The sequence below is a fragment of the Erythrobacter sp. genome, assembly GCA_019739335.1.
GTDB lineage: Bacteria > Pseudomonadota > Alphaproteobacteria > Sphingomonadales > Sphingomonadaceae > Alteraurantiacibacter.
Genome location: CP073261.1, coordinates 1,447,761 through 1,472,492, shown reverse-complemented (window position 1 = coordinate 1,472,492; position 24,732 = coordinate 1,447,761). Strand labels below are relative to the sequence as shown.

26 protein-coding genes are annotated in these 24,732 nt (G+C 64.2%); 9 read left to right on the top strand and 17 right to left on the bottom strand.

The annotated features are described in order from the left end of the window. Positions 1-25 precede the first annotated feature (25 nt). Genes JY451_07270 through ccoN form a run of 9 tightly spaced genes read right to left on the bottom strand, consistent with a single transcriptional unit; the run spans position 26 to position 7,944 of the window. Positions 26-256, bottom strand: a complete 231-nt coding sequence (locus JY451_07270) for a hypothetical protein (GenBank protein QZH76329.1) — start codon at positions 254-256, stop codon at positions 26-28. Continuing rightward, on the bottom strand, positions 253-411 hold the full coding sequence (gene ccoS / locus JY451_07265) for a cbb3-type cytochrome oxidase assembly protein CcoS (protein ID QZH76328.1): 159 nt from the start codon (positions 409-411) through the stop codon (positions 253-255). The genes JY451_07270 and ccoS overlap by 4 nt, the downstream gene beginning before the upstream one ends. Further along, positions 408-2,525 carry a cadmium-translocating P-type ATPase gene (cadA, locus tag JY451_07260; protein QZH76327.1) on the bottom strand — a complete coding sequence of 706 codons (2,118 nt, stop codon included), beginning with the start codon at positions 2,523-2,525 and terminating at the stop codon, positions 408-410. Before cadA ends, ccoS begins: the two co-directional genes overlap by 4 nt. Then, complete coding sequence (locus JY451_07255) at positions 2,525-2,968, bottom strand: FixH family protein (GenBank protein QZH76326.1); 444 nt, start codon at positions 2,966-2,968, stop codon at positions 2,525-2,527. Before JY451_07255 ends, cadA begins: the two co-directional genes overlap by 1 nt. Beyond that, positions 2,968-4,398, bottom strand: a complete 1,431-nt coding sequence (gene ccoG / locus JY451_07250) for a cytochrome c oxidase accessory protein CcoG (GenBank protein ID QZH76325.1) — start codon at positions 4,396-4,398, stop codon at positions 2,968-2,970. The genes JY451_07255 and ccoG overlap by 1 nt, the downstream gene beginning before the upstream one ends. After that, a complete protein-coding gene (gene ccoP / locus JY451_07245; GenBank protein QZH76324.1) occupies positions 4,385-5,311 on the bottom strand; it encodes a cytochrome-c oxidase, cbb3-type subunit III in 927 nt (308 codons plus the stop codon). Before ccoP ends, ccoG begins: the two co-directional genes overlap by 14 nt. Next, a complete protein-coding gene (locus JY451_07240) occupies positions 5,301-5,474 on the bottom strand; it encodes a cbb3-type cytochrome c oxidase subunit 3 (protein ID QZH76323.1) in 174 nt (57 codons plus the stop codon). The genes ccoP and JY451_07240 overlap by 11 nt, the downstream gene beginning before the upstream one ends. Next, positions 5,471-6,277 carry a cytochrome-c oxidase, cbb3-type subunit II gene (ccoO, locus tag JY451_07235; protein ID QZH76322.1) on the bottom strand — a complete coding sequence of 269 codons (807 nt, stop codon included), beginning with the start codon at positions 6,275-6,277 and terminating at the stop codon, positions 5,471-5,473. Before ccoO ends, JY451_07240 begins: the two co-directional genes overlap by 4 nt. A gap of 11 nt (positions 6,278-6,288) precedes the next feature. Further along, complete coding sequence (gene ccoN, locus JY451_07230) at positions 6,289-7,944, bottom strand: cytochrome-c oxidase, cbb3-type subunit I (GenBank protein ID QZH76321.1); 1,656 nt, start codon at positions 7,942-7,944, stop codon at positions 6,289-6,291. Between the two features lie 206 nt (positions 7,945-8,150). Here ccoN and JY451_07225 point away from each other — a divergent pair, with 206 nt between their 5' ends. Beyond that, positions 8,151-8,825, top strand: a complete 675-nt coding sequence (locus JY451_07225; protein QZH76320.1) for an outer membrane beta-barrel protein — start codon at positions 8,151-8,153, stop codon at positions 8,823-8,825. 9 nt (positions 8,826-8,834) lie between these two features. Here JY451_07225 and JY451_07220 read toward each other — a convergent pair whose 3' ends face one another. Both JY451_07220 and JY451_07215 read right to left on the bottom strand, forming a co-directional pair. Beyond that, the gene (locus tag JY451_07220; protein ID QZH76319.1) at positions 8,835-9,536 is read right to left on the bottom strand and encodes a Crp/Fnr family transcriptional regulator; all 702 of its coding nucleotides are present in this window, start codon (positions 9,534-9,536) and stop codon (positions 8,835-8,837) included. Continuing rightward, a complete protein-coding gene (locus JY451_07215) occupies positions 9,533-10,393 on the bottom strand; it encodes a pantoate--beta-alanine ligase (protein ID QZH76318.1) in 861 nt (286 codons plus the stop codon). Before JY451_07215 ends, JY451_07220 begins: the two co-directional genes overlap by 4 nt. Positions 10,394-10,460: 67 nt before the next feature. Between JY451_07215 and JY451_07210 the strand changes: the two genes are divergently transcribed. The 5 genes from JY451_07210 to JY451_07190 are packed head-to-tail and all read left to right on the top strand — an operon-like array spanning position 10,461 to position 14,485. Next, positions 10,461-11,297, top strand: a complete 837-nt coding sequence (locus tag JY451_07210; protein ID QZH76317.1) for an AAA family ATPase — start codon at positions 10,461-10,463, stop codon at positions 11,295-11,297. After that, positions 11,294-11,578 carry a J domain-containing protein gene (locus JY451_07205; GenBank protein ID QZH76316.1) on the top strand — a complete coding sequence of 95 codons (285 nt, stop codon included), beginning with the start codon at positions 11,294-11,296 and terminating at the stop codon, positions 11,576-11,578. The genes JY451_07210 and JY451_07205 overlap by 4 nt, the downstream gene beginning before the upstream one ends. A gap of 35 nt (positions 11,579-11,613) precedes the next feature. Next, positions 11,614-13,041 (top strand): phosphomannomutase/phosphoglucomutase, encoded by a 1,428-nt coding sequence (locus JY451_07200; protein QZH76315.1) that lies wholly within the window; start codon positions 11,614-11,616, stop codon positions 13,039-13,041. Between the two features lie 16 nt (positions 13,042-13,057). Beyond that, positions 13,058-13,894, top strand: a complete 837-nt coding sequence (locus JY451_07195) for a hypothetical protein (GenBank protein QZH76314.1) — start codon at positions 13,058-13,060, stop codon at positions 13,892-13,894. Between the two features lie 54 nt (positions 13,895-13,948). After that, positions 13,949-14,485 carry a hypothetical protein gene (locus JY451_07190; protein QZH76313.1) on the top strand — a complete coding sequence of 179 codons (537 nt, stop codon included), beginning with the start codon at positions 13,949-13,951 and terminating at the stop codon, positions 14,483-14,485. 109 nt (positions 14,486-14,594) lie between these two features. On the opposite strand, the gene JY451_07185 is transcribed toward JY451_07190, so the two are convergent. Then, the gene (locus JY451_07185) at positions 14,595-15,410 is read right to left on the bottom strand and encodes a BON domain-containing protein (protein QZH76312.1); all 816 of its coding nucleotides are present in this window, start codon (positions 15,408-15,410) and stop codon (positions 14,595-14,597) included. 310 nt (positions 15,411-15,720) lie between these two features. Here JY451_07185 and JY451_07180 point away from each other — a divergent pair, with 310 nt between their 5' ends. Continuing rightward, positions 15,721-18,168, top strand: a complete 2,448-nt coding sequence (locus JY451_07180) for a ligase-associated DNA damage response DEXH box helicase (GenBank protein ID QZH76311.1) — start codon at positions 15,721-15,723, stop codon at positions 18,166-18,168. 606 nt (positions 18,169-18,774) lie between these two features. Here JY451_07180 and JY451_07175 read toward each other — a convergent pair. From JY451_07175 to JY451_07155, 5 genes are all read right to left on the bottom strand, one after another. After that, on the bottom strand, positions 18,775-19,215 hold the full coding sequence (locus JY451_07175) for a biopolymer transporter ExbD (GenBank protein ID QZH76310.1): 441 nt from the start codon (positions 19,213-19,215) through the stop codon (positions 18,775-18,777). Positions 19,216-19,385: 170 nt separating this feature from the next. Then, on the bottom strand, positions 19,386-19,823 hold the full coding sequence (locus tag JY451_07170; protein ID QZH76309.1) for a biopolymer transporter ExbD: 438 nt from the start codon (positions 19,821-19,823) through the stop codon (positions 19,386-19,388). 40 nt (positions 19,824-19,863) lie between these two features. Further along, positions 19,864-20,400, bottom strand: a complete 537-nt coding sequence (locus JY451_07165) for a biopolymer transporter ExbD (GenBank protein ID QZH76308.1) — start codon at positions 20,398-20,400, stop codon at positions 19,864-19,866. Positions 20,401-20,481: 81 nt separating this feature from the next. Next, entirely contained in the window at positions 20,482-21,294 is an 813-nt protein-coding gene (locus JY451_07160) for a MotA/TolQ/ExbB proton channel family protein (protein ID QZH76307.1), read from the bottom strand. Between the two features lie 35 nt (positions 21,295-21,329). Beyond that, on the bottom strand, positions 21,330-22,004 hold the full coding sequence (locus JY451_07155) for an energy transducer TonB (protein QZH76306.1): 675 nt from the start codon (positions 22,002-22,004) through the stop codon (positions 21,330-21,332). A gap of 311 nt (positions 22,005-22,315) precedes the next feature. Between JY451_07155 and JY451_07150 the strand changes: the two genes are divergently transcribed. Beyond that, positions 22,316-23,218, top strand: coding sequence for a hypothetical protein (locus tag JY451_07150; protein QZH76305.1), 903 nt, complete (start codon positions 22,316-22,318; stop codon positions 23,216-23,218). Between the two features lie 82 nt (positions 23,219-23,300). After that, entirely contained in the window at positions 23,301-24,605 is a 1,305-nt protein-coding gene (locus JY451_07145) for a homoserine dehydrogenase (GenBank protein QZH76304.1), read from the top strand. Positions 24,606-24,732: the final 127 nt, after the last annotated feature.

Here is a 24,732-nt window from a genome sequence, read left to right as displayed (position 1 = left end):
CCAGCCTGCATGGCGCGGGGCGTGGCTAGTGTCCTTGTCCTGCGTCAAACGCCTTGCCACGCTTGCGCGATTGGCAGCCCTTGGCGCAGCACGGCGTGGTGGCGGGAACGGCAGGCCCATTGCGTTCGATGGGAATACTCAGCATGCCGCCGTTGCACATCGCCATTTCCAGCATGAGCGGAGCAGGCCCGGCCAGCGGCAGCGGGCCGACTATCGCCGGAAACAGCGCCGCGATGGCGAGGGTGGGGACATTCACGGAATTTTCCCCTCCTCGTCCTCATCGATGAGGATGCGCGAGGCGGATCCGGCGGGATCGTCGAACTGGCCGCTGCGCAGCGCCCAGAAGAACGCCGCCAGTCCGGCCAAGCCGAGCAGCAGCGCAATCGGCACCAGGATCAGCAGCCCGTTCACCGCGCCGCGCCTACCAGTCGCAGTGAATTGGCAATTACCAGCAGCGAACTGGCGGACATGGCGACGGCAGCCACCAGCGGGGTGACATGGCCGAGAACCGCGAGCGGGACGGCAAATGCATTGTAGCCGATGGCGAGCGCAAAGTTCTGCTTCACCACCGCCATGGTCCGGCGGGATGCCGAAACCGCACGCGGCAGGGCCAGCAGCGATTCCTGAACGAAGACCATGTCGGCGGCTTGCAGCCCGACATCGCTGGCCGAGCCCGGTGCGATGGAAGCATTTGCGGCGGCGAGCGCGGGGCCATCGTTGAGCCCGTCACCGACCATCAGCACCCGGTGCCCTGCCTTGCGCTCGGCCTCGACCCTGGCCTGCTTTTGCGCGGGATCGGTCTGCGCTTGCGTTGCGATTCCCAGATCAATGCCTATGGCTTCGACGGCGGCTACCTTGTCGCCGGAGAGGATCGAACAGTCGATCCCCAGCGCCCGCAGCTTGTCAAGCGCCTCGACGGCATCGGGACGGAGCGCGTCGGCAAAGGGCAGCAGGCGCACCGGGCTAGTGCTGATGGAGAGCGCCACGGCCGAACCCTTGCCGCCGTCCGGACGGCGCAGCGAGACCGGGTGCCCGTTCCAGCGCGCGAACACGCCCATGCCGGGGCGCTCCGCGATCTCTTCCAGCAAGGCCGCTTCGACCCCGCGCGCCGCGAGCGCCTTGGCCAGCCCGCGCGACAGCGGGTGAGTGGAATGCGAGGCGAGCGCGAGCGCCACGCTGCGCTCTTCCGCGCCGAACAAGTTGATGACGGTTTCATCCGGCACCGGGCGGCCCAGCGTCAGCGTCCCGGTTTTGTCGAGCAGTGCGCGATCCACGCCTGCCAGCCGTTCGAGTGCCGAGCCGTCCTTGACCATGATCCCGGCGCGCATCAGCGACCCGCTCGCCACCACCTGCGCTACCGGCACCGCCAGCCCCAGCGCGCAGGGGCAAGTGATGATCAACACTGCCACTCCGATCACCAGAGCCTGATACAGACTGGCTCCCGCCAGCAGCCAACCGATCACCGTGATGGCGGAGAGGGTGTGCACGGCGGGCGCATAGAGCCGCGCGGCGCGGTCGGCGATTCGGACATAGCGGCTGCGGTTCTGCGTGCTCGCTTCCATCAGCCGGGCAATTTCAGCCAGCGTGGTGTCGTGCCCGGCGTGGCTCACCTGCACGTCCACCGGAGCGGACAGATTGAGCATTCCGGCCAAGGCCTTGTCACCCACCCCGGCACTGACCGGCGCGCTTTCGCCAGTCAGGATCGACTGGTCGAAGCGGCTGCTGCCAGCGACAATCTCGCCATCGGCGGCCAGCCGTTCCCCTGCCGCCACGCGCATCACCATGCCCGCTTCGAGCTGTGCCGCATCCAGCCAAGCCACCGTGCCGCCCGGCTGAACCACGGTTGCACCCTGCGCCGCCTGACTGAGTAGCGCGTCAACTCCGGCGCGCGCGCGGTCGCGCATCATCGCATCGAGCACCCGGCCCGCGAGCAGGAAGGTGAGCAGCATCAGCGCGCCGTCAAACCAAGCGTGTTGCCCCGCAGTGACGACTTCGTAGAGGCTCAGGCCGCTGGCAACGATCACGCCGATCGAAATCGGCACGTCCATGTTGGTGGTGCCGCGCTTCACCGCACGCCAGGCCGAAGTAAAGAAAGGCCGCCCGGCAAAGGCGATGGCCGGAAGGGCGATCAGCGCGGAGAGCCAGTGGAACAGCTCACGCGTCGAACCTTCCGCGCCCGACCAGACGCTGACAGAAAGCAGCATGACATTCATCGCCGCGAATCCGGCGACAGCCAGCGGGGCGAGCAGCGGGCGCACGGCAGACGGCGCTTTCGCAGACAGGTCGCGCCGCGCCTGCGATTCAAAGCCGATGCCGCCCAGCGCCTCGGTCAGCGCGCGCGGCTCCAGTTCCGCATCATGCTCCACCGTGACCGTGCGCGCCGTCAGATTGACCCGCGCCGAAGCCACTCCCGGCACCGCGCCAAGCGCGCGTTCGACCTTGCTCATGCACCCGGCGCAATGCATTCCCGGCACTGCCAGCGAAGTGCGCGACAAATCACCGGTCAAGGTCGCAGCACTCGCCATCAGAGTGCCTCCTCGCTCCGCCACACATCGGCCCCGTCGCGAAGCTCGAGCCGCAGCAGCCAGCGCCCGCTTGCTAGCATTTCGCGCGAAAGGAAGCTGCCGTCCGCCTGCCGGTCGAACTGCAATTGCTGCGGTGTCTCGCGTCCGAGCGGATGCCGTGCGGCTCCGACAAGGCTGGCGCTTTCGTCCGGCCCGCTGACCTGCACCTGCACCCGGCCGTCCTCACGCCAGAGAGCCTGCGCCTTCCAGCCGAGCGCCTGCTGCGCTTCGGCTGCCTCGAGCCAGCCGTTGAATTCCTGGCTTGCGACATAGGTGTTGCGCACCACCACGCCGCCGAAGGTGTCGGTCGCGCGCCAGGCCATGGTGAAATTCACCGCCATCACCGTGCCGAAGAAAGTCACGAGGATCGCTGCCATGTGAAAACCGGTAAACCTGCGCGGCATCATTGTTCTCCCGGGGTGGTGAAACCCGCTTCGACCACATCCTGCTCGCGCTGTTCGTCTTGCGAGGTGAGTGTGAAGGTAATCTCGGTCGCCGCCGCTCCGGGAGGGGCCGCGACATAGGCGCGCACCGGCAAGGTGGCATCGGCGGGAACTGTAAATGTCTGGCTTGCAGCAGCTTCGTTCTGCCCGATGGTATCGGTCCAGAACACCCCACCTGGAAGACCAGCGATCGCCACTTCCATGTCGCGCGGGCGACTTTCCATGTTGCGCAGCCGCAGCGTGTAGGAATTGCGGATCGATCCGTCGCTCATCAGCATGAAGGGCGGATTGCGGTCTGCCGAGACGGTCAGGTCGGTATGGGTGCGCGTCCCCAGCGCGAACAGCAGCGCCATGCCGATGCTGCCCCAGATCAGCGTGTAGGCAACGGTGCGCGGGCGCAGCAGCGTCTTCCAGATCGGCTTGGGAGCCTTGCCTGCCGCTTCTGCCGCGCAGTCTTCCAGCGTGGCGTAATCGATCAGCCCGCGCGGGCGACCGATGTCGGCCATCACCTTGTCGCAGGCATCGATGCACAGCGCGCAGGTGATGCAGCCGATCTGCGGCCCTTCGCGGATGTCGATCCCGGTCGGGCAGACCGCCACGCATTGCAGGCAATCGATGCAGTCGCCGAACGCCTCGGGGTCCTTCTGCGCCTTCTTCACGCTACCGCGCGGCTCGCCGCGCCAGTCCTTGTAGGTCACAGTGAGCGATTTCTCGTCCATCATGGCCGACTGGATGCGCGGCCAGGGGCACATGTAGATGCACACCTGTTCGCGCATGAACCCGCCCAGCGTGAAAGTGGTCAGCGTCAGCACCGCCACCGTCGCATAGGCAATCGGCGCGGCATCCAGCGCGAAGAATTCCGCGAACAATGTAGGCGCGTCGGCGAAATAGAGGATCCACGCGCCGCCGGTGGCAAAGGCAATGGCAAGGTAGATCGTCCACTTCACCCCGCGCCGCAGTACCTTGCTCCAGGTCCACGGCGCAGCTTCCAGCCGGATGCGGGCATTGCGGTCGCCGTCGATCAGCCGGTCGACATGCTGAAACAGGTCGGTCCACACCGTCTGCGGGCAGGCATAACCGCACCATGCCCGGCCCACGGCACTGGTAATGAGAAAGAGGCCGATCCCTGCCATGATGAGCAGGCCGGCGACGAAATAGAATTCGTGCGGCCAGATCTCGATGCCGAACATGTAGAACCGGCGGTTGGCCATATCGACCAGCACCGCCTGATCCGGCGCATAGGGCCCGCGATCCCAGCGCAGCCACGGGGTGACGTAATAGATCGCCAGCGTGACGATCATCATCAGCCATTTGAACCGCCGGAAGCGCCCGTCGATCCGCTTGTTGTGGACCGTCTTGACCGCTTCGTAGAGGTGATTAGGGCTGTTCATCGACGGCGACCTCGGGGTCGGCAGCGACCTCCACAAAGTCTTCGCCTCCCCCCAGCGAATGGACATAGGCCGCCAACATGCGGATGGTCACAGGATCGAGCCGCCCTTCCCACTTGGGCATCATCCCCATGCGGGGCGCGAGTATCTGGCTAGTGATCGCCGCACGCGTGCTGCCGCGCAGCCAGATGGCATCGGCCAGATTGGGCGCGCCATAGGTGCGATCGCCCTGTCCGGCGGGGCCGTGGCACAGCGAGCAGTTCTGTGCGAACAGCGCTGCGCCTTCCGCGTTGGGCTGCGCCTGGCCGCTGAGCGAAAGCACATGATCGACGACCGCGCCCACCTGCGGCGGCGTGAGAATTCCGGCGAAGGCAGGCATCTGGCTTTGCCGGGTTTCCGGATGGTCCTGCTGGCGGATGCCGTGGGTCAGCGTATATTCGATGGCGCGGATATCGCCGCCCCACAGCCAGTCGTCGTCGTTCAGATTGGGATAGCCTAGTTCCTGGCTGCCCGCTGCGCCCGAACCGTGGCACTGGACGCAATTGACGAGGAACGCCGCCCGCCCGCCCGCAACCGCCTGTGCCAGCAGCGCGCTGTCCTCGGGCAGCCGTTCGAGCGGGGTTGCGGCGATCTGCGCACGCACGTCTGCGCGGGCCATTTCGGCTGCCGACATCTGCTCCGCCAGTTGTCCCCGGCTGGTCCAGCCGAGCACGCCCTCGGTGCCTTTTTCCAGCAGCGGCCATGCCGGATAGGCGATCACATAGGCGAGCGACCAGGCGATGGTGAGGTAGAAGGTCCACAGCCACCAGCGCGGCATCGGGGTATCGAGTTCCTCAATCCCGTCCCATTCGTGGCCGACAAATTCGGTGTTCGTCGCTTCGTCGACACGGCGCTTGTCCTGGATGTCATTCGCCATCGTGATCGTCCTTGAAAATCATGTTCGCCGCGTCCTCGTGGTGCCCTTTCGCACCCGGACGGAAGGCCCAGAGGCCAAAGCCCAGCCACAGCACCAGCATCGCCAGCAGCCCCCAGCTGTCGGCAATCTGGCGCAGCATTTCGTAGGTCGAATGCTCGTTCATCGGCCCGTCTCCGATGCCAGCTCTTCCTGTGCGGCAGCGCTGTTCACATCGACCAGCGTGCCCAGCATCTGCAGGTAGGCGATCAGCGCATCCATTTCGGTCAGCCGCTGTGGATCGCCGTCGAAATCGCGCACCTGCGCCTTGGGATAGCGTTCGGTGAGATCGCCTGCAGGCACATCGGGATCGCCCTGTGCCACCAGATCCTGCGCGGCCATTTCGATGTCGGTCTCGCTGTAGGGCACGCCGACAATGGCGAGCGCTTCCAGCATGGCCGCGGCATCGGGGACCCGCAGCGTGGTCTCGGCGAGGAAGCCGTATTGCGGCATCACGCTTTCGGGCACCACGCTTTGCGGGTTGATCAGGTGCTGCACGTGCCATTCGTCCGAATAGCGCCCGCCCACGCGCGCCAGATCCGGCCCGGTGCGCTTGGAGCCCCACTGGAACGGGTGGTCGTACATGCTTTCCGCCGCCAGCGAGTAGTGGCCGTAGCGCTCCACCTCGTCGGGGAAAGGGCGGATCATCTGGCTGTGGCAGAGATAGCATCCCTCACGCACGTAGATATCGCGCCCCGCCTGTTCGAGCGGGGTATAGGGGCGCATCCCCTCCACTTCTTCGATCGTGTTGTCGATCCAGAACAGCGGGGCGATTTCCACGATCCCGCCGATCGAGACGGCGACCAGCGCCCCCAGCCCCAGCAGCGAGACGTTGCGTTCGAGCCGGGCGTGACCCTTCACCGTTGCCGCCACATCGGGCGGCACTTCGGACAATGGCGGTGCGGAGATGGGAGTTTCGTCGGTGCTCATGTCCGTATCTTTCATTCAGCCGGGATGGCCGCAGCGGGGCGGTCGGCTTCGCGATTGTAAGGGGTCTCGGTCATCGGCGCTTCGGCGCGTTGCTTGCCAAGGATCGTGGCCCAGACATTGATCACCATGATCACCGCGCCTGCGAGATAGAGCAGCCCGCCGAAGGCGCGCAGCACATACATCTCGAACAGCGCGGCAACGGTGTCGGCAAAGCTGTTCACCAGGTAGCCGTCGAGCCCGTATTCGCGCCACATCAGGCCCTGGGTGACGCCCGCCACCCACATGCTGGCAGCGTAGAAAACGATGCCGATCGTGGCGAGCCAGAAGTGCCAGTTGACCATCCGCAGGCTGTAGAGCCGCTGCCGTCCCCACAGCCGGGGCACGAGGAAGTAGATGGCGGCAAAGGTAATCATGCCGTTCCACCCCAGCGCGCCCGAATGGACGTGGCCGATGGTCCAGTCGGTATAGTGGCTGAGGCTGTTGACCGCCTTGATCGACAGCATCGGCCCTTCGAAAGTGCTCATGCCGTAAAAGGCCAGCGCCATCACCATCATGCGGATGATCGGATCGGTGCGGACCTTGTCCCACGCGCCGTTGAGCGTCATCAGCCCGTTGATCATCCCGCCCCAGCTCGGCATCCACAGCATGATCGAGAACACCATGCCCAGCGTCTGCGCCCAGTCGGGCAGGGCGGTGTAATGCAGGTGGTGCGGCCCGGCCCAGATGTAGAGGAAGATCAGGCTCCAGAAGTGGATGATCGACAGCCGGTACGAATAGACCGGCCGCTCGGCCTGCTTGGGCACGAAGTAGTACATCATCGCGAGGAAGCCGGCGGTGAGGAAGAAGCCCACCGCGTTATGGCCATACCACCACTGCACCAGTGCCCCCTGCACCCCGCCGAACACCGGATAGCTGCGCGATCCGAGCAGGCTGACCGGCACGTCGAGATTGTTCACCACGTGCAGCAGCGCCACGGTAATTATGAAAGCGAGATAGAACCAGTTGGCCACATAGATATGCGGCTCCTTGCGCTTCATGATCGTGGCGACGAAGACGATCAGGTAGCAGACCCAGACAATGGTGAGCCACAGGTCGACATACCATTCGGGTTCGGCATATTCCTTGCTCTGGGTAACGCCGAGCAGGTAGCCGGTCGCTGCCAGCACGATGAACAACTGGTATCCCCAGAACACGAAGCGAGCCATGCCCGGCAGCGCCAGCCGGGTGCGGCAGGTGCGCTGGACCACGTAGAAGCTCGTCGCGATCAGGGCGTTACCGCCAAAGGCGAAGATCACCGCACTGGTGTGCAGCGGGCGCAGCCTCCCGAAATTGAACCACGGCTCTATATTGAGCATCGGGAAGGCCAACTGCAACGCAATGAACAGCCCGGCCAGGAAACCCGCCATGCCCCAGAACACCGTGGCGATCACGCCCCAGCGCACCGGATCGTCATCGTAGCGCGTGGGATCGGCGGGCACCCGCAGGACGTCGCGCGTCACAGCGTCGATCTCGGTTCGCCACACCGTGACGACCAGCGCGATTCCCGCTGCCAGCGCAACAATCGTCATGTGCACGGCAAAGGCTGCATCGTGTGCGAGGCCCGCTGCGGCCAGCGCAGCAAACATCAGCACAAAGAATATCCCTGTGCGGGTGAGCGTAGATTCCATGATTCGATCCTTGAATATTCCAGCCACCGCTAGCGGGCTGCTCATCGGATTCGTTGATCGCGGTCAAAAACATCGTTTCTCCGCGAAGAAATTTTCGTGCGCCCAATCTTGCGCCAAATCAAGGCATCCCTGTTCCGCCGCGCCCATTGGCGCATCGCCGAAGGCCGCAAGGGACGGCCGGTGTGGCATCAACGGAGTAATAATCGATGACCCAGAATTCGCCGCCCATCCTTGGTGTAACCGCGCTGGCGCTTGCATGCCTCGCCGCTCCTGCTGCGGCGCAAGAAGCGGGCGATGTCCAAGCCAAGGTGCTCGGCACTGCAGTTCTGCCCGACGGGGAAATAGACCGCGTCCTGCTCGACGATGTCGGGCTTCCCGCGGGCTCGCAGACCGTGGCTAACGACAATGTGGTACCGACCGTGGCGATTGAATACTTTTTCTCGCCGAACATATCGCTGGAAACGATCTGCTGCGTCACCCAACACGATGTCGACGGAGTAGATGGAGCGGCGGGTACAGAACTGGTCGCCGACGCATTGCTGGTGCCCGCTACCTTCACGCTGAAGTATCATCTCAACCCCGGCGGCATTTCGCCCTATGTCGGCGCAGGCCCGGCCTATTTCCTCTGGCTTGACGACGAGCCCGGCGCGACGGCGGTTGCCCTAGGTGCGGACGATTTCAGTCTCAGCGACGAACTTGGTTTTGCCCTACAGGCAGGTGTCGACGTGCCGGTCAGCGACCGGTTCGCCCTGTCGCTTGATGCCAAGCGCTATTTCATCGGCACCACGGCAACCTGGTTTGCCGATGGCGTTGCGGTGATCCGAACCGAGCACAATCTCGACCCCTGGGTGCTCAGCGCGGGCGTCGCGTTCCGGTTCTAGAAGCCGTTTCTAGCCGGCCATGCTTTCCAGCGCCGCGCGGTCGCGGATTTCGACTGCGCGGCGGCTGGGCAGGGCGATGACGCCCGCGCGGCTAAGCGCGGTGACCTGGCGGCTGACGGTTTCGATCGTCAGCCCCAGAACATCGCCGATCTGCTGGCGCGAAAACGGCAGTTCGAAGTCGTCGAGCGGCGTGGCCTCTTCGCCAGCCTTGCAATCTGCACCCCCCAGTCGCTCGGACATTTCCAGCAGGAAAGTCGCCACCTTTTCCTCGGCATTCTTGCGCGAGAGGAGCAGCATCCATTTGCGCGTGCGATCGAGTTCAGCCAAGGTGCGCTGAAGCAGCTTGTGTTCAAGCTTCGGGTGCTCGCCCGCGAAACGGTCAAAATCGGCTCGCGAAAAGACGCAGACATTGGCATCCGTCAGTGCAGTGATTGAATGATCGGTGGTGGCGCCGAACGGGCGACCGATGAAATCGCTCGGATAGACCACCCCGACAATCTGCTCGCGCCCGTCTGCGGTCCCGGTGCTCAGCTTGAGCATCCCTTCGATGACGTTCGCCACCAGCACCGAACGGTCGCCTTCCCACACCAGCGATTCGCCCGCCACCATTTTCCGGCGCCGGCCGATATTGTTGAGAGCCTCGATCTCGGTGGAGTCGAGTGCCGAACAGATGGCCGTGTTGCGGACTACGCAAGTATCGCATGCAGTCATTCAGGTTTCCGATCCACCGCCATATTATCGATCAGCCGTGTGGCCCCAATGCGGGCGGCAACGAACAGGCGGGCATGGCCTTTAGCATTTTCAAGCGGGACGAGCGAATCGGCATCGCGTAATTGTGCATAATCCACGCTGGAGAAACCCGCGCCACGCAATTCGCCTGCCAGAATGGCGAGCACCGGAGCCGCTTCCCGCCCGTCTCCCAACCGCACAGTCGCTTCCCGCATCGCGCGCGGCAGGGCGGCTGCGGCGGCACGCTGTTCGTGCGAGAGGTAGGCATTGCGGCTGCTCATCGCCAGACCATCCGGCTCACGCACTGTCGGCACCGCGTGAATCGCATCGGCCTTGGGAAACGACAGGTCGAGATCGCGCGCCATGCGGCGGATTACCGCGAGCTGCTGCCAGTCCTTTTCGCCGAACAGCGCTATGTCCGGGCGGACCTGGTTGAACAGCTTGCACACCACCGTCGCCACCCCGTCGAAGTGGCCGGGCCGGGCCGCGCCGCACAGGCCGTCGCTCACACCCGCCACGCTGACATTGGTGGCGTAGCCGGGGGGATACATGGCTTCGACTCCCGGTGCCCAGAGCAGCGCAACCCCTTCGTCTGCCAGCTTCGCGGCGTCCTCCGCCAGCCTGCGCGGATAGGCATCGAGATCCTCGTTCGGCCCGAACTGGCGCGGATTGACGAAGATCGAGGCGACCACATGCGCGGCCCGCGCCGCCGCTTCGCGGACCAGCGTCAGATGCCCCTCATGCAGCGCGCCCATCGTCGGGACGAGCGCGATCGTACCCGTAAGCCGCAAATCTTCCACAGCTGCGCGCAGGCTTTCGATTGTGGTGACGGTTTGCAAGGGTGCATGCCTCCGGTAGAACGAGGCGGCACGCTAGCCGCCGCGATAGCACAGAGAAAGCCCGCAAATGTCCACGCCGCACCGTATTGTCTTCGCCAACGAGAAGGGCGGCACGGGCAAGTCGACCACGGCGGTGCATGTGGCGGTGGCGCTCGCCTATCAGGGTGCCAGAGTGGCGGCGCTCGACCTCGATACGCGGCAGGCCACTTTCTTCCGCTATTGCGAGAACCGCGCCGCCACGCAGGACCGGCGCGGCGCACGGCTGGCCGGCCCGATGTTCGATACCTGCCACGGCGATACCATCGAAGCTCTGGAGGAAGAGGCCGCGCGGATCGGCGAGGGCGCGGATTTCCTCGTGTTCGACACGCCGGGGCGCGACGACCCCTTCGCCCGCCATGTCGCCGCCAGCGCGGACACGCTGGTGACGCCGATGAACGACAGCTTCGTCGATTTCGACCTGATCGGGCAGGTCGATGCCGAGACCTTCAAGGTCCGCAAACTGAGCTTCTACGCCGAACTGATCTGGGAAGCGCGGATCAAGCGCAGCCGCGCGCAGATCGAACAGCAGCGGCGCGAGATGGACTGGGTAGTGGTGCGCAACCGCACCGGCTACACCGATGCACGCAACCAGCGCCGCATCGACGAGGCATTGGCCGAGCTGTCCAAGCGGGTCGGCTTCCGCGCTATCCAGGGGCTTTCCGAACGCGTGATCTATCGCGAACTGTTCCCTTCCGGACTGACGCTGCTCGACAAGGGACAACTGGGCGAACTGGGCACCAGCCATCTGGTTGCGCGGCAGGAACTGCGCAATCTGGTGCAGAACCTGCGCCTGCCCCTGCCCAAGAGCGAACCTGGCAAGGGTGCGGTTCTCCCCGCCACCGAACCCGCGCGCGAACCTGCATGATGAAGTATCTCGTCCTCATCGCGCTCGGCGTGCTGGTGTTCCGCTGGGTCGCCGGGCGCTGGCCGTGGCAGGCCAAGGTTTCCACTCGCAGCCAGGCGATTTTCCGTGCGCGACGCTTGCTCGGGATCGAGGCGGGTGCCAGCCGTTCGGACATCATCGCCGCACACAAGCGGCTGATCGCGATGGTTCATCCCGATCGCGGCGGCTCGAACGATCAGGTCCACGAAGCCAACGCCGCGCGTGACCTGCTGCTTGACGAGTTGCCCCACGAGATAGGCTGAGATAACGGGCGGGAAACGAAAGGCTGTTCCCCCGCATGACCCACCAGTTCCACTCCACCGTGCTGCGCGAATACGATATTCGCGGGATCATCGGCGAAACGCTGGGGCCGGACGATGCCCGCGCCATCGGGCGCGGCTTCGGTACGCTGCTGCGGCGGGATCTTGCCGAGGAATTGGGCGAAGAAACGGTGCCGCTGGTGGCGGTGGGCTATGACGGTCGAGTCAGTTCGCCAATCCTCGAACATGCACTGGTCGAAGGGCTGACGGGGAGCGGCTGCAACGTGCGCCGTATCGGCATGGGCGCCACCCCGATGCTCTATTACGCCGAAGCCTCAGCCGAAGAGGTGCACGGCGGCATTCAGATAACTGGCAGCCACAATCCCGCCAATTACAACGGCTTCAAGATGGTATTTCGCGGGCGACCGTTCTTCGGTGCCGATATCCAGCAGCTCGGGCAAATGGCCGCCGAAGGCGACTGGCTGAGCGGTGCGGGCAGCGTCGAGACCGTCGTGATCCTGCACGAATATGTCGAGAACATGCTGGGCGCGCTGGCCGGGATCGATCGCGCCGCGCTCGAACACCTCACCGTCGCCTGGGACGCGGGCAACGGCGCGGCGGGGCCGGCGCTGGAACTGCTCGCCGCGCGCCTCCCCGGCACCCATCACCTGCTCTATACCGAAGTTGACGGAAACTTTCCCAACCATCACCCTGATCCCACTGTCGAGGCAAACCTTGTGGACCTGAAGGCCGTGGTTGCCGAGAAGTCCTGCGACTTCGGAATTGCCTTCGACGGCGATGGCGACCGGATCGGCGCGATCGACGGCGAGGGCCGTGTCATCTGGGGCGATCAACTACTGATGATTTACGCCGAGGACCTCCTTGGAAAACTACCTAATGCGACCATTATCGCCGACGTGAAGGCGAGCCGCGCGCTGTTCGACCATGTCGAGGCCCACGGCGGGAAGGCGCTGATGTGGAAAACCGGGCACTCACTGATCAAGTCCAAAATGAAGGAAGTTTCCTCGCCGCTGGCGGGCGAGATGAGCGGACATGTGTTTTTTGCCGACGATTACTACGGGTTCGACGACGCGCTCTACGCCGGCGTGCGACTGATCGCGGCCTCGGCGCGGCTGGGCAAATCGGTCACGCAATTGCGCGGTGATATGCCGAAGATGCTCAACACCCCCGAACTGCGCTTCCAGGTGGACGAAAGCCGCAAATTCGCCGCCATCGAGGAAGTGAAGGCGCGGATGGCCAATTCGCCCGACCAGGTGAACGATACCGACGGCGTGCGCGTGACCAGCGGCGACGGCTGGTGGCTGCTGCGCGCTTCCAACACGCAGGATGTGCTGGTGGCACGCGCGGAAAGTGATACGGCTGAAGGAATGGAGCGATTGCTCGCCCAGATCGACGAGCAATTGCAATTGAGCGGCCTCGAACGCGGGGAAAGCGTGGGCCACTGACGGGGGGATTTCGGTAATGTACAGGGGGATTTTTGGGGCGGTAGCGGCGGCGCTACTGATGACGCAGGCGATGGCTTCGCAAAAGGCGGCAGCGCAGGAAGACGGAGCCTACGATGCCTATGCCGAAGAATTTGCCGTCGAGCCGCTGACGGCGGAACAGCAAGCGCGAATGCCCGCCGCGCGGCGGTTGGCGGACCTGGCCATGCCCGAAGGATCCTATGCCGAACTTGCTGGCTCGACTTTCGGTATTTCACCGGAATACGAGCTGGAAGCCGACCCCTTTGGCGCACTCTATGGTGCCCTTGCATATTCGTCCGCCGTCGCCGAGATTGCCGGAGCCAAGGCGGGGCAGGCGATGGACATCCTCGATCCGGCATGGCGTGAACGGCAGGAAGCCCAGTTCGCCCATCAGGCATCCTACAGTCGCGCAATGATCGAACGGTTCGAACCGATCATGCGCGATGCTTACGCCGAACTTTTCGCCATCCGGTTCACGCAGTCACAACTGCAAGACATTGAAGCCTTCCTCCGCACCGATAGCGGCGCGGCCTATGCACGCGAAGCGCTTTCTATGGCGACCGATCCGAGGGTGTCGGCATCGATCTATTCGCGACCGGAACTTTGGGAAGTGCCCGCCGCCCTCGACTATTCCGCGCTTGAGGCAACTCTTGCAGCCTTGCCCGCAGCCCGGGCATTCGCAGATCTCTCCGCGCGTGAACGCGCCCGCCTGGCCGCGCTGACGGGCATGAGCGAGGCGGAGTTGGAGCAGGCGATGCGCGAGGGGGCGGAAATGAATGCGGCCGCAGAAGCCGCCGCTGTGGCGACAGATGCGGCGATCGATCACGGACACTGACAACAAACGCGAAATACTGGACTCGTTTTCGAAAACAGGCGAAGAATTGCCGTGATGCGCACCCTGATCCTGCCCTCGCTCGCCTTCGCCGCCAGTCTGGCTGCTCCCGCACAGGCGCAGGACGCCAGCTGGGGGCTGGCCGGGGTCAGCATCGAAGACTACCGCACCGATGCGGTCGAATGCGCAACGCAGGCCTATTACACCGATCTCTCGCAGACCGAAGATGCAGAAGTATTCCGTCGCGCGACGTCACGTCTCGAAGCGCTTGAGGGCACGGCCGGCACCGGTGATGCCGCTGGCGGCGCCTTTGCCGGCGGAATCGACTCGCTCACCCTGCAACGCGCGCAACAGGAGGCGCAGATTGTGGAAAGCACCCGCGCGGATCGCCGCTTCCGCGATCTGCGCGAGATCTTGCAGGATGAACTGGAAGCGTGCCTGATCGAACGCGGCTACCGGCAATTCGCGCTGACAGCCGAGCAACGGGAAGCTCTGGAAGACCTTGATCGCGGCTCGGACGCGCGGCGGACCTATCTTCATTCGCTTGCTTCGGACAGTGCGGTGCTCGACGCCCAGCCCTTTGTCAGCGACTGAGCGCCCGCTTCCAGCCGAACAATAAAGAACGGGCCCGCCATCGGCGAGCCCCTTCCAACGGGAGGTCCCCTGCCGCTTTGGCAAGGGAGGTCCCGAATGGACAAGTTGCTTACGAAGAACGCGACCCCATCGTGGGTTCGTTACCCGCCCGCATCTCGGTCTGCTCGATGCGCAGGTTGTTCTGAACGTGCTTCACGCCCGACAGGTCGTGCACACAATCCTCGGCACGACGCTTTTCCCAACGGGTGTTCACCTTGCCGTCGAGCGTTACTTCGCCTTCATCGACCGTTACGGTGATGTTGCGGGCATCCACCCCGCGATCATCGGTGAGCCGGTCACAAGCCTCTTCGAGAATGCGTTCGTTGGAACGCGTGTAATTTGCCGGGCCGCGTCCGCGGTGATCCTCACGGCGCCGCCGCTCGGCATCTTCATCGCCGAACCAGCTGGAGATCTCGTCCCCTGCCTTTTCGAAGAACCCGCGCTCGTGACTGTCGCCGCCGCGGTCATAGCCCCGACCGACTGATCGGCTCCCGCCAATCGTGCCGCCGTATCCGGAGGTGTTCCCGGCGAAATTTACCCCGCCGAAATCATCTCCGCGGAAAGAGCCGTGAGTGCCTCGCGCATTTTGACCTCCGTAGTCGGGTCGGTCGTCCGATCCGAAGCGCCCACCCTCGTATTGCGCGAACGAGTCGTCGTGGCGGCTGCTCCGGAAGCCCCGGTCGCGATAACCACCCTGGCCGCTGCGCCCGTCTGCCTCCATACCACGGTTTCGACCGCCATAGCCGCGATCTTCGTAAGGATTGGAATAGGTCTCGCCGAACTGCCGATCTCGCTCGCCTTGGAACTGCTCTTCCTGACTGCGATTCCGGTCCGAATAGCTCTCCTGCTGGCGTGAACGGTTGTTGTCGTTGTAGCGGTCCACCATCGTGTATCTCCTTTGCTGTTGGCTCCACGTTCGATTAGCCCGGTCCTGGGCGAACGGCCCGACCGAGCTTTCGTGGTTCATGGTGAATTAACGCACGAAGGAAGCCGGAGTTGCGCGTCTCGACGCAGCGGCATGGCATTTGGCCGCATTGAAGCATTTGTATATGAACCGTATTTTGGCCTCAGGTGGCGAAGGGAGGATGGTCTGCAATGTTTGAGGAGGGCACAATCCTGATCATTGCCGTCCCCCTGTCGCTTTCGGGGTCTGGCGCGATCGATTTCTGCCAGATCGGCGATGCTCCTATTTCCGCATGACCAGTTCTTCGGTCCCACCTGAAATCACAAACTGGTTCGAAGGCCGTGGCTGGCGGGTCCGTCGGCATCAGGCGGAGATGCTCGCGGCGAGTGATGCGGGCAAGCATGCCATGCTTGTGGCTGATACGGGGGCGGGCAAGACGCTCGCGGGGTTCCTGCCGACGCTGGCGGATTTCTGCCCCTCGCGCATCGGCGAGGGCGCGGCGCCCGAAGGCCTGCATACGCTCTACGTCTCGCCGCTGAAGGCGTTGGCGCACGATGTGCAGCGCAACCTCGTGACGCCGGTCGAAGAGATGGGGCTCGATATCACGATCGAAACGCGCAGCGGGGATACCTCTTCCGACAAGAAGCGCCGCCAACGCAGCAAGCCGCCCAATGTCCTGCTGACCACGCCCGAAAGCCTTTCACTGCTGGTCAGCTACGAAGACAGCTTCACCCTGTTCGCCGGACTGAAACGGGTGGTGGTGGACGAAATCCACGCCTTCGCCACCCAGAAGCGCGGCGACCTGCTGGCGCTGGCGCTGAGCCGCCTGCAAGCCATCGCGCCCGACATGCAGCGCGCCGCGCTTTCCGCCACGGTGGCCGATCCGGAAGGCTTTGCCGCTTGGATCGCTCCGTGGGGGGTTATGGATTCGGTCGAACTTGTGAACGGTGAGAAGGGGGCCGAACCGGAGCTCGAAATCCTGCTCCCGGTCGAGGAGCGGGTGCCGTGGGGCGGGCACGCGGCGACCTGGGCGATCCCGCAGCTTTACCAGCGCATCCGCGACAACCGCACCACACTGGTCTTCACCAACACCCGCTTCCTCGCCGAATATATCTTCCAGAACCTGTGGGACGCGAACGAGGACAATCTGCCCATCGGCATCCACCACGGTTCGCTAAGCAAGGAAGCGCGGCACAAGGTGGAGGGCGCGATGGCGCGCGGCGAACTGCGCGCGCTGGTCTGCACGGCCAGCCTCGATCTCGGCATCGACTGGGGCGATATCGATCTGGTTGTGCAGATGGGCGCACCCAAGGGCAGCTCGCGGCTTCTCCAGCGGATCGGGCGGGCAAACCACCGGCTCGATTGCCCCAGCCGCGCACTGCTGGTGCCGGGCAACCGCTTCGAATTCCTCGAAGCCGCGGCGGCGATGCAGGCGGTGGAGGAAGGCCAGCGCGATGGCGAGGACTTCCGCCCGGGCGGGCTCGACGTACTCGCCCAGCACGTGATGGCCTGCGCCTGCGCCGCGCCGTTCGACGAGATGGCGCTGCTGGCCGAAGTACGAAGCTGCTGGCCCTACGCGCAGGTTGACGAGGCCACGTGGAGCCGCGTCCTCGAATTCGTCGCCACCGGCGGCTACGCGCTGCGCGCCTACGACAAGTTCAAGAGGATCACGCGCGACAAGCACGGAGTCTGGCGGCTGACGCACCCCGAGCAGGCCTTCCGCCACCGGATGAACGCCGGGATCATCGTCGATGCCGAGATGCTCGAAGTGCGGTTCCGCAACGGTCGCTCGCTCGGCAAGGTGGAAGAACGGTTTGCTGCCTCGCTGCGCCCGGGTGACACGTTTCAGTTCGCCGGTGTCACCGTTGAAGTCGAACAACTGAAGGATCTCGAACTGATCGTCCGCGCCAGCAAGAAAGCGGCGATGATCCCCAGCTACGGCGGGCTGCGGCTGCCGCTGACCACCCATCTGGCAGACCGGGTGCGCGGCTTGCTGACCGATCGCGCGGGCTGGGCGCGGTTTCCCGACGATGTGCGCGAATGGCTGGAGGTGCAGGATTGGCGGAGCCACATGCCCGGGCCGGATAACCTGCTGGTCGAAAGTTTCCCCCACGCCGGGCGGCACTACACCATCTATTACACCTTCACCGGCTGGAACGCGAACCAGTCGCTCGGCATGCTGATCACTGCGCGGATGGAGAAGCTGGGGCTGATGCCGGGTGGGTTTGTGGCGAACGACTATTCGCTCGGCGTCTGGGGGCTGAAACCCGTCACCGATCCGCGCCCGCTGCTCTCGCCCGATGTGCTGACCGACGAATTCATCGATTGGGTGCAGGATTCGCACCTGCTGCGCCGCGCCTTCCGCGAAGTGGCGGTGATTGGCGGGCTGGTTGAGCGGCAGCATCCGGGCAAGAAGAAGAGCGGACGGCAGGTCACCTTCAGCACCGACCTGATCTATGACGTGCTGCGCAAGTACGAGCCCGATCACGTGCTGATCGAAGCGGCCTGGGCCGATGCGCGGGCGCGGATGACCGACGTGGGGCGGCTGGCCGACCTGCTCGATACGGCTGCGGAGCGGCTTGACCACGTGGTGCTCGACCGGGTGAGCCCGCTCGCGGTGCCGGTGATGGTGATGATCGGGCGCGAGTCTGTGCCGCAGGGGGCGCAGGACGACGAGCTGCTGCTGGAAGCCGAGACGCTGGCGGGGGCGGCGATGCGGGTGGAGGGGCTGGGAGACTAGCTCGAAAATCTCTTGCTAGTTATCGGATACTTTCCGGGCGCGTGAGAAGGCTTACCTGCGGATAGCCAGCAACCTGCCCAATGTAGATAACACCCGCAACGCACCGCCACGGGACGCCTCCATCGGCCCGTATAAGGAACGGGAGAGCACTAACTTCCTGCGGCGCGTAGTAATCCGAATACATGTGCCCCTCTGTCGGGAAGTGTGCCATGACAAATCTATCCAGGCGATCAAACGCGCGATCGTAGAGTTCGGAAGAGTCGACCGGCTCAGAACCTTCAAGAAATACAAGGCATTGGCGGGATTCTGACGATGACCGATTAGGGGGCGGGAGATTGCCGTCTCCGATATCAGTTGCGGCGACGGTCACGACGAAGCTCTCGTCGAGGGGCGCTGCGCGCTGCGCTGAGATATAGGGCAGGTTGACGGGTTGGAGGTGCGGCTCTTCCGATGCCTCAGCGGTGGTCGCTATGATCGCAAAGATCACTGTAAAAGTTCCGACCATACTCAGGATACCGTGTTGAGACAGGGTGGGGCAGTTGGAATGCACCTTTTCGCCATGACTGGCGTGCGAGGACTGCCGCGCTCTCGATTTGGTGTATGGCATCAGTCCGCATCGAACTCGCGATACCGCTCGTTCCCGTCGAAGGCGAAGCGTTCGATGTTCGCCTCCCCCACCAGATGGATCACCTGCACCGCATCGTTGTAGCTTGTGTTCGCGTCGGGCTGGAAGCGGATTACCGGTTCGGCTGGGCTTGCGGCGGCTAGGGCGAGGCGGGCTTCAAGTTCGGGCTCGTCCACCTGCTCGCCGTTCCACAGCACCGCGCCCGCCTGGGTGAGCGAAAGCATGATCTGCTGCGTCTCGCTCGATGAACGCGGGCCTTGCGGCAGGTCCACCTCCAACTGGTGCGTGGCAATGGGGATGGAGAGGATCATCATCACCAGCAGCACCAGCAACACGTCGATCAGCGGCGTGATGTTGAGTTCGCGCATGGGTTCGGGCTGGGTGTTGTAGCTGCGTTCGAGCAAGCGGGATCGTATCGCCATCGTGACTGCTCCTGCGCCGGCATTCTGCTGCGAAGCGCGGCAGGATGTAATGAGATACCATCACGAATTCCTGAGGGTGTCAAGCGCGGTTGCGCTGCGCGTTTCAGGCACAAAAAAAGGCGGCCGAAGCCGCCCTTTCCTCCGGTCGAAACCGGTATCTCCCGCGCAGATTACTCGCCGCTGCCGAACTGCCGGTACTTGTCGTTTCCAACGAAGCCGAACTTGGTCACGCCCGACGCCTTGATCAGGCTCAGTACGCGGGCCGAGAGATCGTAGCTGGCGTTGGCTTCCGGCTCGAACTGCAGCTCCGGCTCTACCGCAAAGGTGAGCGATTGTTGCAGGTTCTGCACCAGACCACCCTGATCGATGTTTTCGCCATTCCACAGGATCTGGTCGTCCGGGGTCAGCACGATCTTGTTGGTGACCGGATCGACCTCGGGTGGAGTGGAATTGGGATCGGGAGCGGGCAAATCGATATTGATCGCGTGCGTCGCCACCGGGATGGTGATGATGAACATGATGAGGAGCACGAGCAGGACGTCGATCAACGGCGTCATGTTCATTTCCATCATCGGTGCGCCGTCGTCGCTACCGCCTGACATTGCCATGAGATGCTACTCCTAAATCTGCTGCCGGATCGATGCCCGCTTAAGGGGTCGGGTCGATCGGGTTGGAAATGAAGGCGACGGTCGGGTAACCGGCGGCCTGCACATTGAAAATCGTGCCCGCAACACAGCGCCACGGGGCGTTGACGTCACCACGGATGTGAACCTGCGGGATCGCTTCCGGATCGTTGATGATCGCCTCGGCACCACCGGGATAGGCCTGCACGATCGCGTCCAGACGCGCGAAGGCCGCATCGTAAAGCTCGGTCGAATCCATCAGCGTCGTATTGTTGAAAAACACCCGGCATTCGCCGTCGCGCGTCGCACCGGTATAGCCGGAACGGACCGTGCCTGGAGTCCGCCCTTCGGCGTCGGTGGTGGTGACGGTGATAAGGAGGTTTTCAACCTTGTCATCCGATTCCTGCACCGGAATGATCGGAATTTCCAGCCGCTCAACCGTCTGGATGGCGACGGGAACGGCGATCAGGAAGATGATCAGCAGCACCAACATCACGTCCACCAGCGGCGTGGTGTTGATGTCGGACATCGGCCTTTCTTCGCCGCCTACACTGATTGCCATAGTCTCGTCCTATCTCACGTAATCGAAGGAAGCGGCGGGCGCCGGCATGCGACGGCGCCCGCCCTTTCGTCTCGCTGCCGATCAGGCCTTCTTGATCGTGGTGGTCGACGCGGTCGAAGGCGACGCCGGAGCCGTGGCGGCACTCTTCGCGGGAGCCGTGGTGGCGCCCTTCGCGGGAGTCGTCACAATGGCCGGGCGAACCTGACCGTGCGAGGTGATGTTCGCCTGCAGATCGGTGGAGAAGCCCGAGAGCATCGCGGCGATCGTGCGGTTGCGCGACTGCAGGTAGTTGTATGCGAACACCGCAGGCACGGCGACGAGCAGACCGATAGCGGTCATGATCAGCGCTTCGCCGACGGGACCGGCAACCTGGTCGATCGAGGCCGAACCCGATGCACCGATCTTGATCAGCGCGCGGTAGATGCCGATAACCGTGCCGAGCAGGCCGACGAACGGCGCGGTCGCGCCGACGGTGGCGAGAAACGGCAGGCCGCCCGCGAGCTTGGCGTTGATGGAGGCTTCCGAACGGGCAAGGGTGCCGTGCAGCCAGTCGTGCGATTCAAGGCTGTCACTCATCTTGTCCGATTCTTCACCGGCGCGGATGCCATCGTCGACGAGCTGGCGCCAGGCGCTGTTCTTCTCGAACTTGGTCGCACCTTCCTTCATCGAACCCGCACGCCAGAAGGCGGCGCGATTGGTGCGGTATTCCTTCATCACCTTGTTCTGTTCGAAGTACTTGGTGATGAGGATGTAGAACGATCCCACCGACATGATGATCATGATGGCAAGGATGGACCAGGCGACGGGGCCGCCTTCTTCCATGGCTTCCATGAAGCCGAACTGAGTGGTCGGGGCCGCTTCGCCTGCCGCGACGGAAAGTGTTTCGATAAGCATGCTAGAAAATCCTCTTCCTAGAGAAATCCGTTAGATCAGTTGATCTGGTAAACGATGTTGGTGGACCAGGTGGCCGATGTCGGGTTGCCGCTTCGGTCCAGCGCAGGGTTGAAGCGGGCATAGCGCGTCAGATCGGCGCAGGCCGCTTCGTCCAGCACGGGATCGGCAGGGCGAGTGACGCGGCAGCTTTCGACCCGACCATTGGCACCCACGGTAACCGAAACACCGACCGTACCCTCAATCTCGCGACGCAGGGCGCGCGACGGGTAATTCTCGATGATCCGCCGGGTCCAGCTTGCCTGGTTGTCCGGGCTGAGCGCACGCGAGCGATCAGGCGCCGGCGGCGGAGGCGGCGGGGCCGGGGGCGCAGGCGGTGCGGGCGGCGGAACGATCCGCGCAGGCGGTGCCGGCGGCGGAATGTTCGGCTGCGTACGCACCGGCGGCGGATTGGGCGCAATGCTGATCGGCGGCGGCGGCGCCACGGGCGGCGGCGGCGCGACATTTTCTTCCGGTGGCGGCGGCTCTTCGTCCGGCTCTTCCGGTGGCGGCGGCTCCTCGATATCCACTGTCGTCACCCGCTCCACCGCTTCCTTGAACGCCGAGTAGGCGAGGCCGGTGATCAGCAGGTAGCCGAGCCCAATGTGGATGAGGGCAACGATAACAATCGCAATAATGCGACTGCCGCTCATTTCTTGGTCAGCGTAAGCCATCCAGTCCCTTCACTCCGTTTCACGCGCCGGGTAGTCCCGGCTGTCTCAACCAACAGGATTCGCATCCTGCCAGCCGCAGTTCCGTCTTGTCCAGCCCAACTTCAGCTTGGCTAGCCAACGGGCTGCGACAAATTTTGTGCCCGTTTGGCAACAGCCGTAAATTATTTTGTTCTGTTAGCGGGCTGCAAGGCGGCTCTTAACCAGCCGCAAGGGTCTGGGCAAACGGTTTATCGGTTCAGTCGCAATTCACGGCTGTGCGGCTCAGCTGTCAGCGCTTGCCATTTGCCGGTGTCCGGGGGCAGGAGGAGGCCATGATGCACAGCAAACCGAATTCGCCCCGCTTTCGCTTTCGCCCGACCATTCTGGCCATGTTTGCCAGCGTGGTGCTGGCCGCCTGCTCCACCACGCTTCCGGCGCCGGTGCGCGGCAACGATCGCGCCCCGCAATCCGACGAAGTGGCGGCAGCCCAACAGCCCACCTATGTCGATCTGGTGACCTTCGCGCTTGAGGCAGAACTTGCTGCCATCGTAATGATCGAGGACCAGACGGCCTTCCGCCCCGAACGGGTGCCGGATGTGCCACCGGGGCGGGTGCGGCTCTACCTCGAATCGCTCACCCAAAACCTCCTCAGTGGCCCTACCGGCGTCGGCGAATCGCTGATTTTCGTTACTGATACCAACCGCGATGCCGACGGCGATGCACCCGATTGGGAGGAGCGCAGTTTCGTCATTTTCGCAGATTTGGTGCGCGCGCGTCCCGGCGAGGTGCAGCTGGTTTCCAGCCGCGCGATGTTCCCGCACGGGCCGGTGATCGAAGAGCGGGTGCGCCGGGTGCTGCGCCAGCTTGCCGCTGCCGAACTGCCGCCGGAAATCACCGGAGTGCGCGATGTGATTTCGGTGCCCGGCAATCTGGCGGGCGAATCGGAAACCCAGATGTTCGTTGAAACCGCCAATGGCGCGCCTGTCTCGCTGACCGTGGTGCGCCGCCCGGGCCTCGCTCCGCAGTGGGGCATTTCTTTGGGTGAAATCGTCGACACCAACCTGCGCCCGCCCGAAACCGAATCGCTCGCCTGGTTCCGCTTCGCCTGCTTCCTGCCCAAGGAACTGCCGCAGGACGCCTTCCTCCAGGCGGACCGCGAATCGCAGAACCGCGCGCGGGAGGATTACGCCTTCGTCCTGAACGAACTGGGCGAGTGCGAGCGGCGCTACAGCTGACGCCTCCCGTCACTTCACCTCTGGCCAAGCCGCGCGCGGCTGACTAACGCCCGCCGCGCATAGGGTAGCAGGACGGGGTATAATGGCGGACACATTGCGAATTGCGCTGGCGGGGCTGGGCACGGTGGGTGGCGGAGTTATCCGGCTGCTGGCCGAGAACGGCGAGCTGATCGCCCGCCGCGCCGGTCGCCCGATCGAAATCGTCGCCGTATCGGCGCGCGAACGCGGCAAGAATCGCGGTGTCGACCTCTCTTCCTTCGCCTGGGAAGACGATATGACCATGTTCGCCGCGCGCGACGATGTCGATGTGGTGGTGGAGCTGGTCGGCGGATCGGATGGCCCGGCGCTGGCGCTGGCGCGCAAGGCACTCGGCGGTGGCAAGGGACTGGTTACTGCCAACAAGGCAATGATCGCCCACCACGGCATGGAACTGGCGCAGCTCGCCGAAGCAAACGGCGCTCCGCTGCGCTACGAAGCAGCGGTGGCGGGCGGCATCCCGGCGATCAAGGGGCTGGGCGAAGGTGCGGCCGCCAACCGGATCGAGCGGATTTACGGAATTCTCAACGGCACCTGCAATTTCATCCTCTCCGAAATGGAAAGCACCGGGCGCGATTTCGGGGATGTGCTGGGCGAAGCGCAGGGGCTGGGCTACGCCGAGGCCGATCCTACGTTCGATATCGAAGGTGTCGATGCGGCGCACAAGCTGACGATTCTCGCGGCGCTGGCTTTCGGCACCCGGCTCGATTTCGGCGCGGTGGACGTGTCGGGCATCAGCCGCATCCGCGCCGCCGACATCGCCCAGGCCCGCGCGCTGGGCTATGTGATTCGCCTGATCGGGCTCGCCGATTGCGCTGACGAGAGCGATGGCCGCCACCTGTTCCAGCGCGTCGCCCCCTGCCTCGTCGCCGTCAGCCACCCGCTCGCGGGCGTGCGCGGGGCAACCAATGCCGTGGTCGCGGAAGGCAATTACGCCGGTCGCCTGCTTTTCCAGGGCGCGGGCGCGGGCGACGGGCCGACCGCCAGCGCGGTGGTGGCAGACCTGATCGACATTGCGCGCGGCAATACCCCGCCGCCGTTCTCGCTGCCGGTAGCGATGCTCGAAGCCAGCGCGCCCGCTGATCCCGGCCACCGCCGCAACCGCGCCTACCTGCGCTTCATGGTCGCCGACCGGCCCGGCGTGCTGGCGGAGATCACCGCTGCCATGCGCGATGCCGGGGTCTCGATCGAAAGCCTGATCCAGCAGGGGCAGGCCGATGGCGACGATCCGGTGCTGGTGGCCATGGTGACGCACGACGGGCCGGAAGGCGCGGTGGCGAAAGCGCTAGCGCTGCTCGAAGGATCGCCCAGCCTGACCGAAGAACCGCTGGTGATGCGGCTGCTGGATTAGATCGATATTTTATCAGTTTCAGCCAAATTCACTCCCCTCCCCAGGGGGGTGGGGGGTCCCATCATCGAGAGGACAGTACACCCCCACCCAGCCTCGCCCTTAAGGGGGAGGAGCAGTGAGGTCCTAC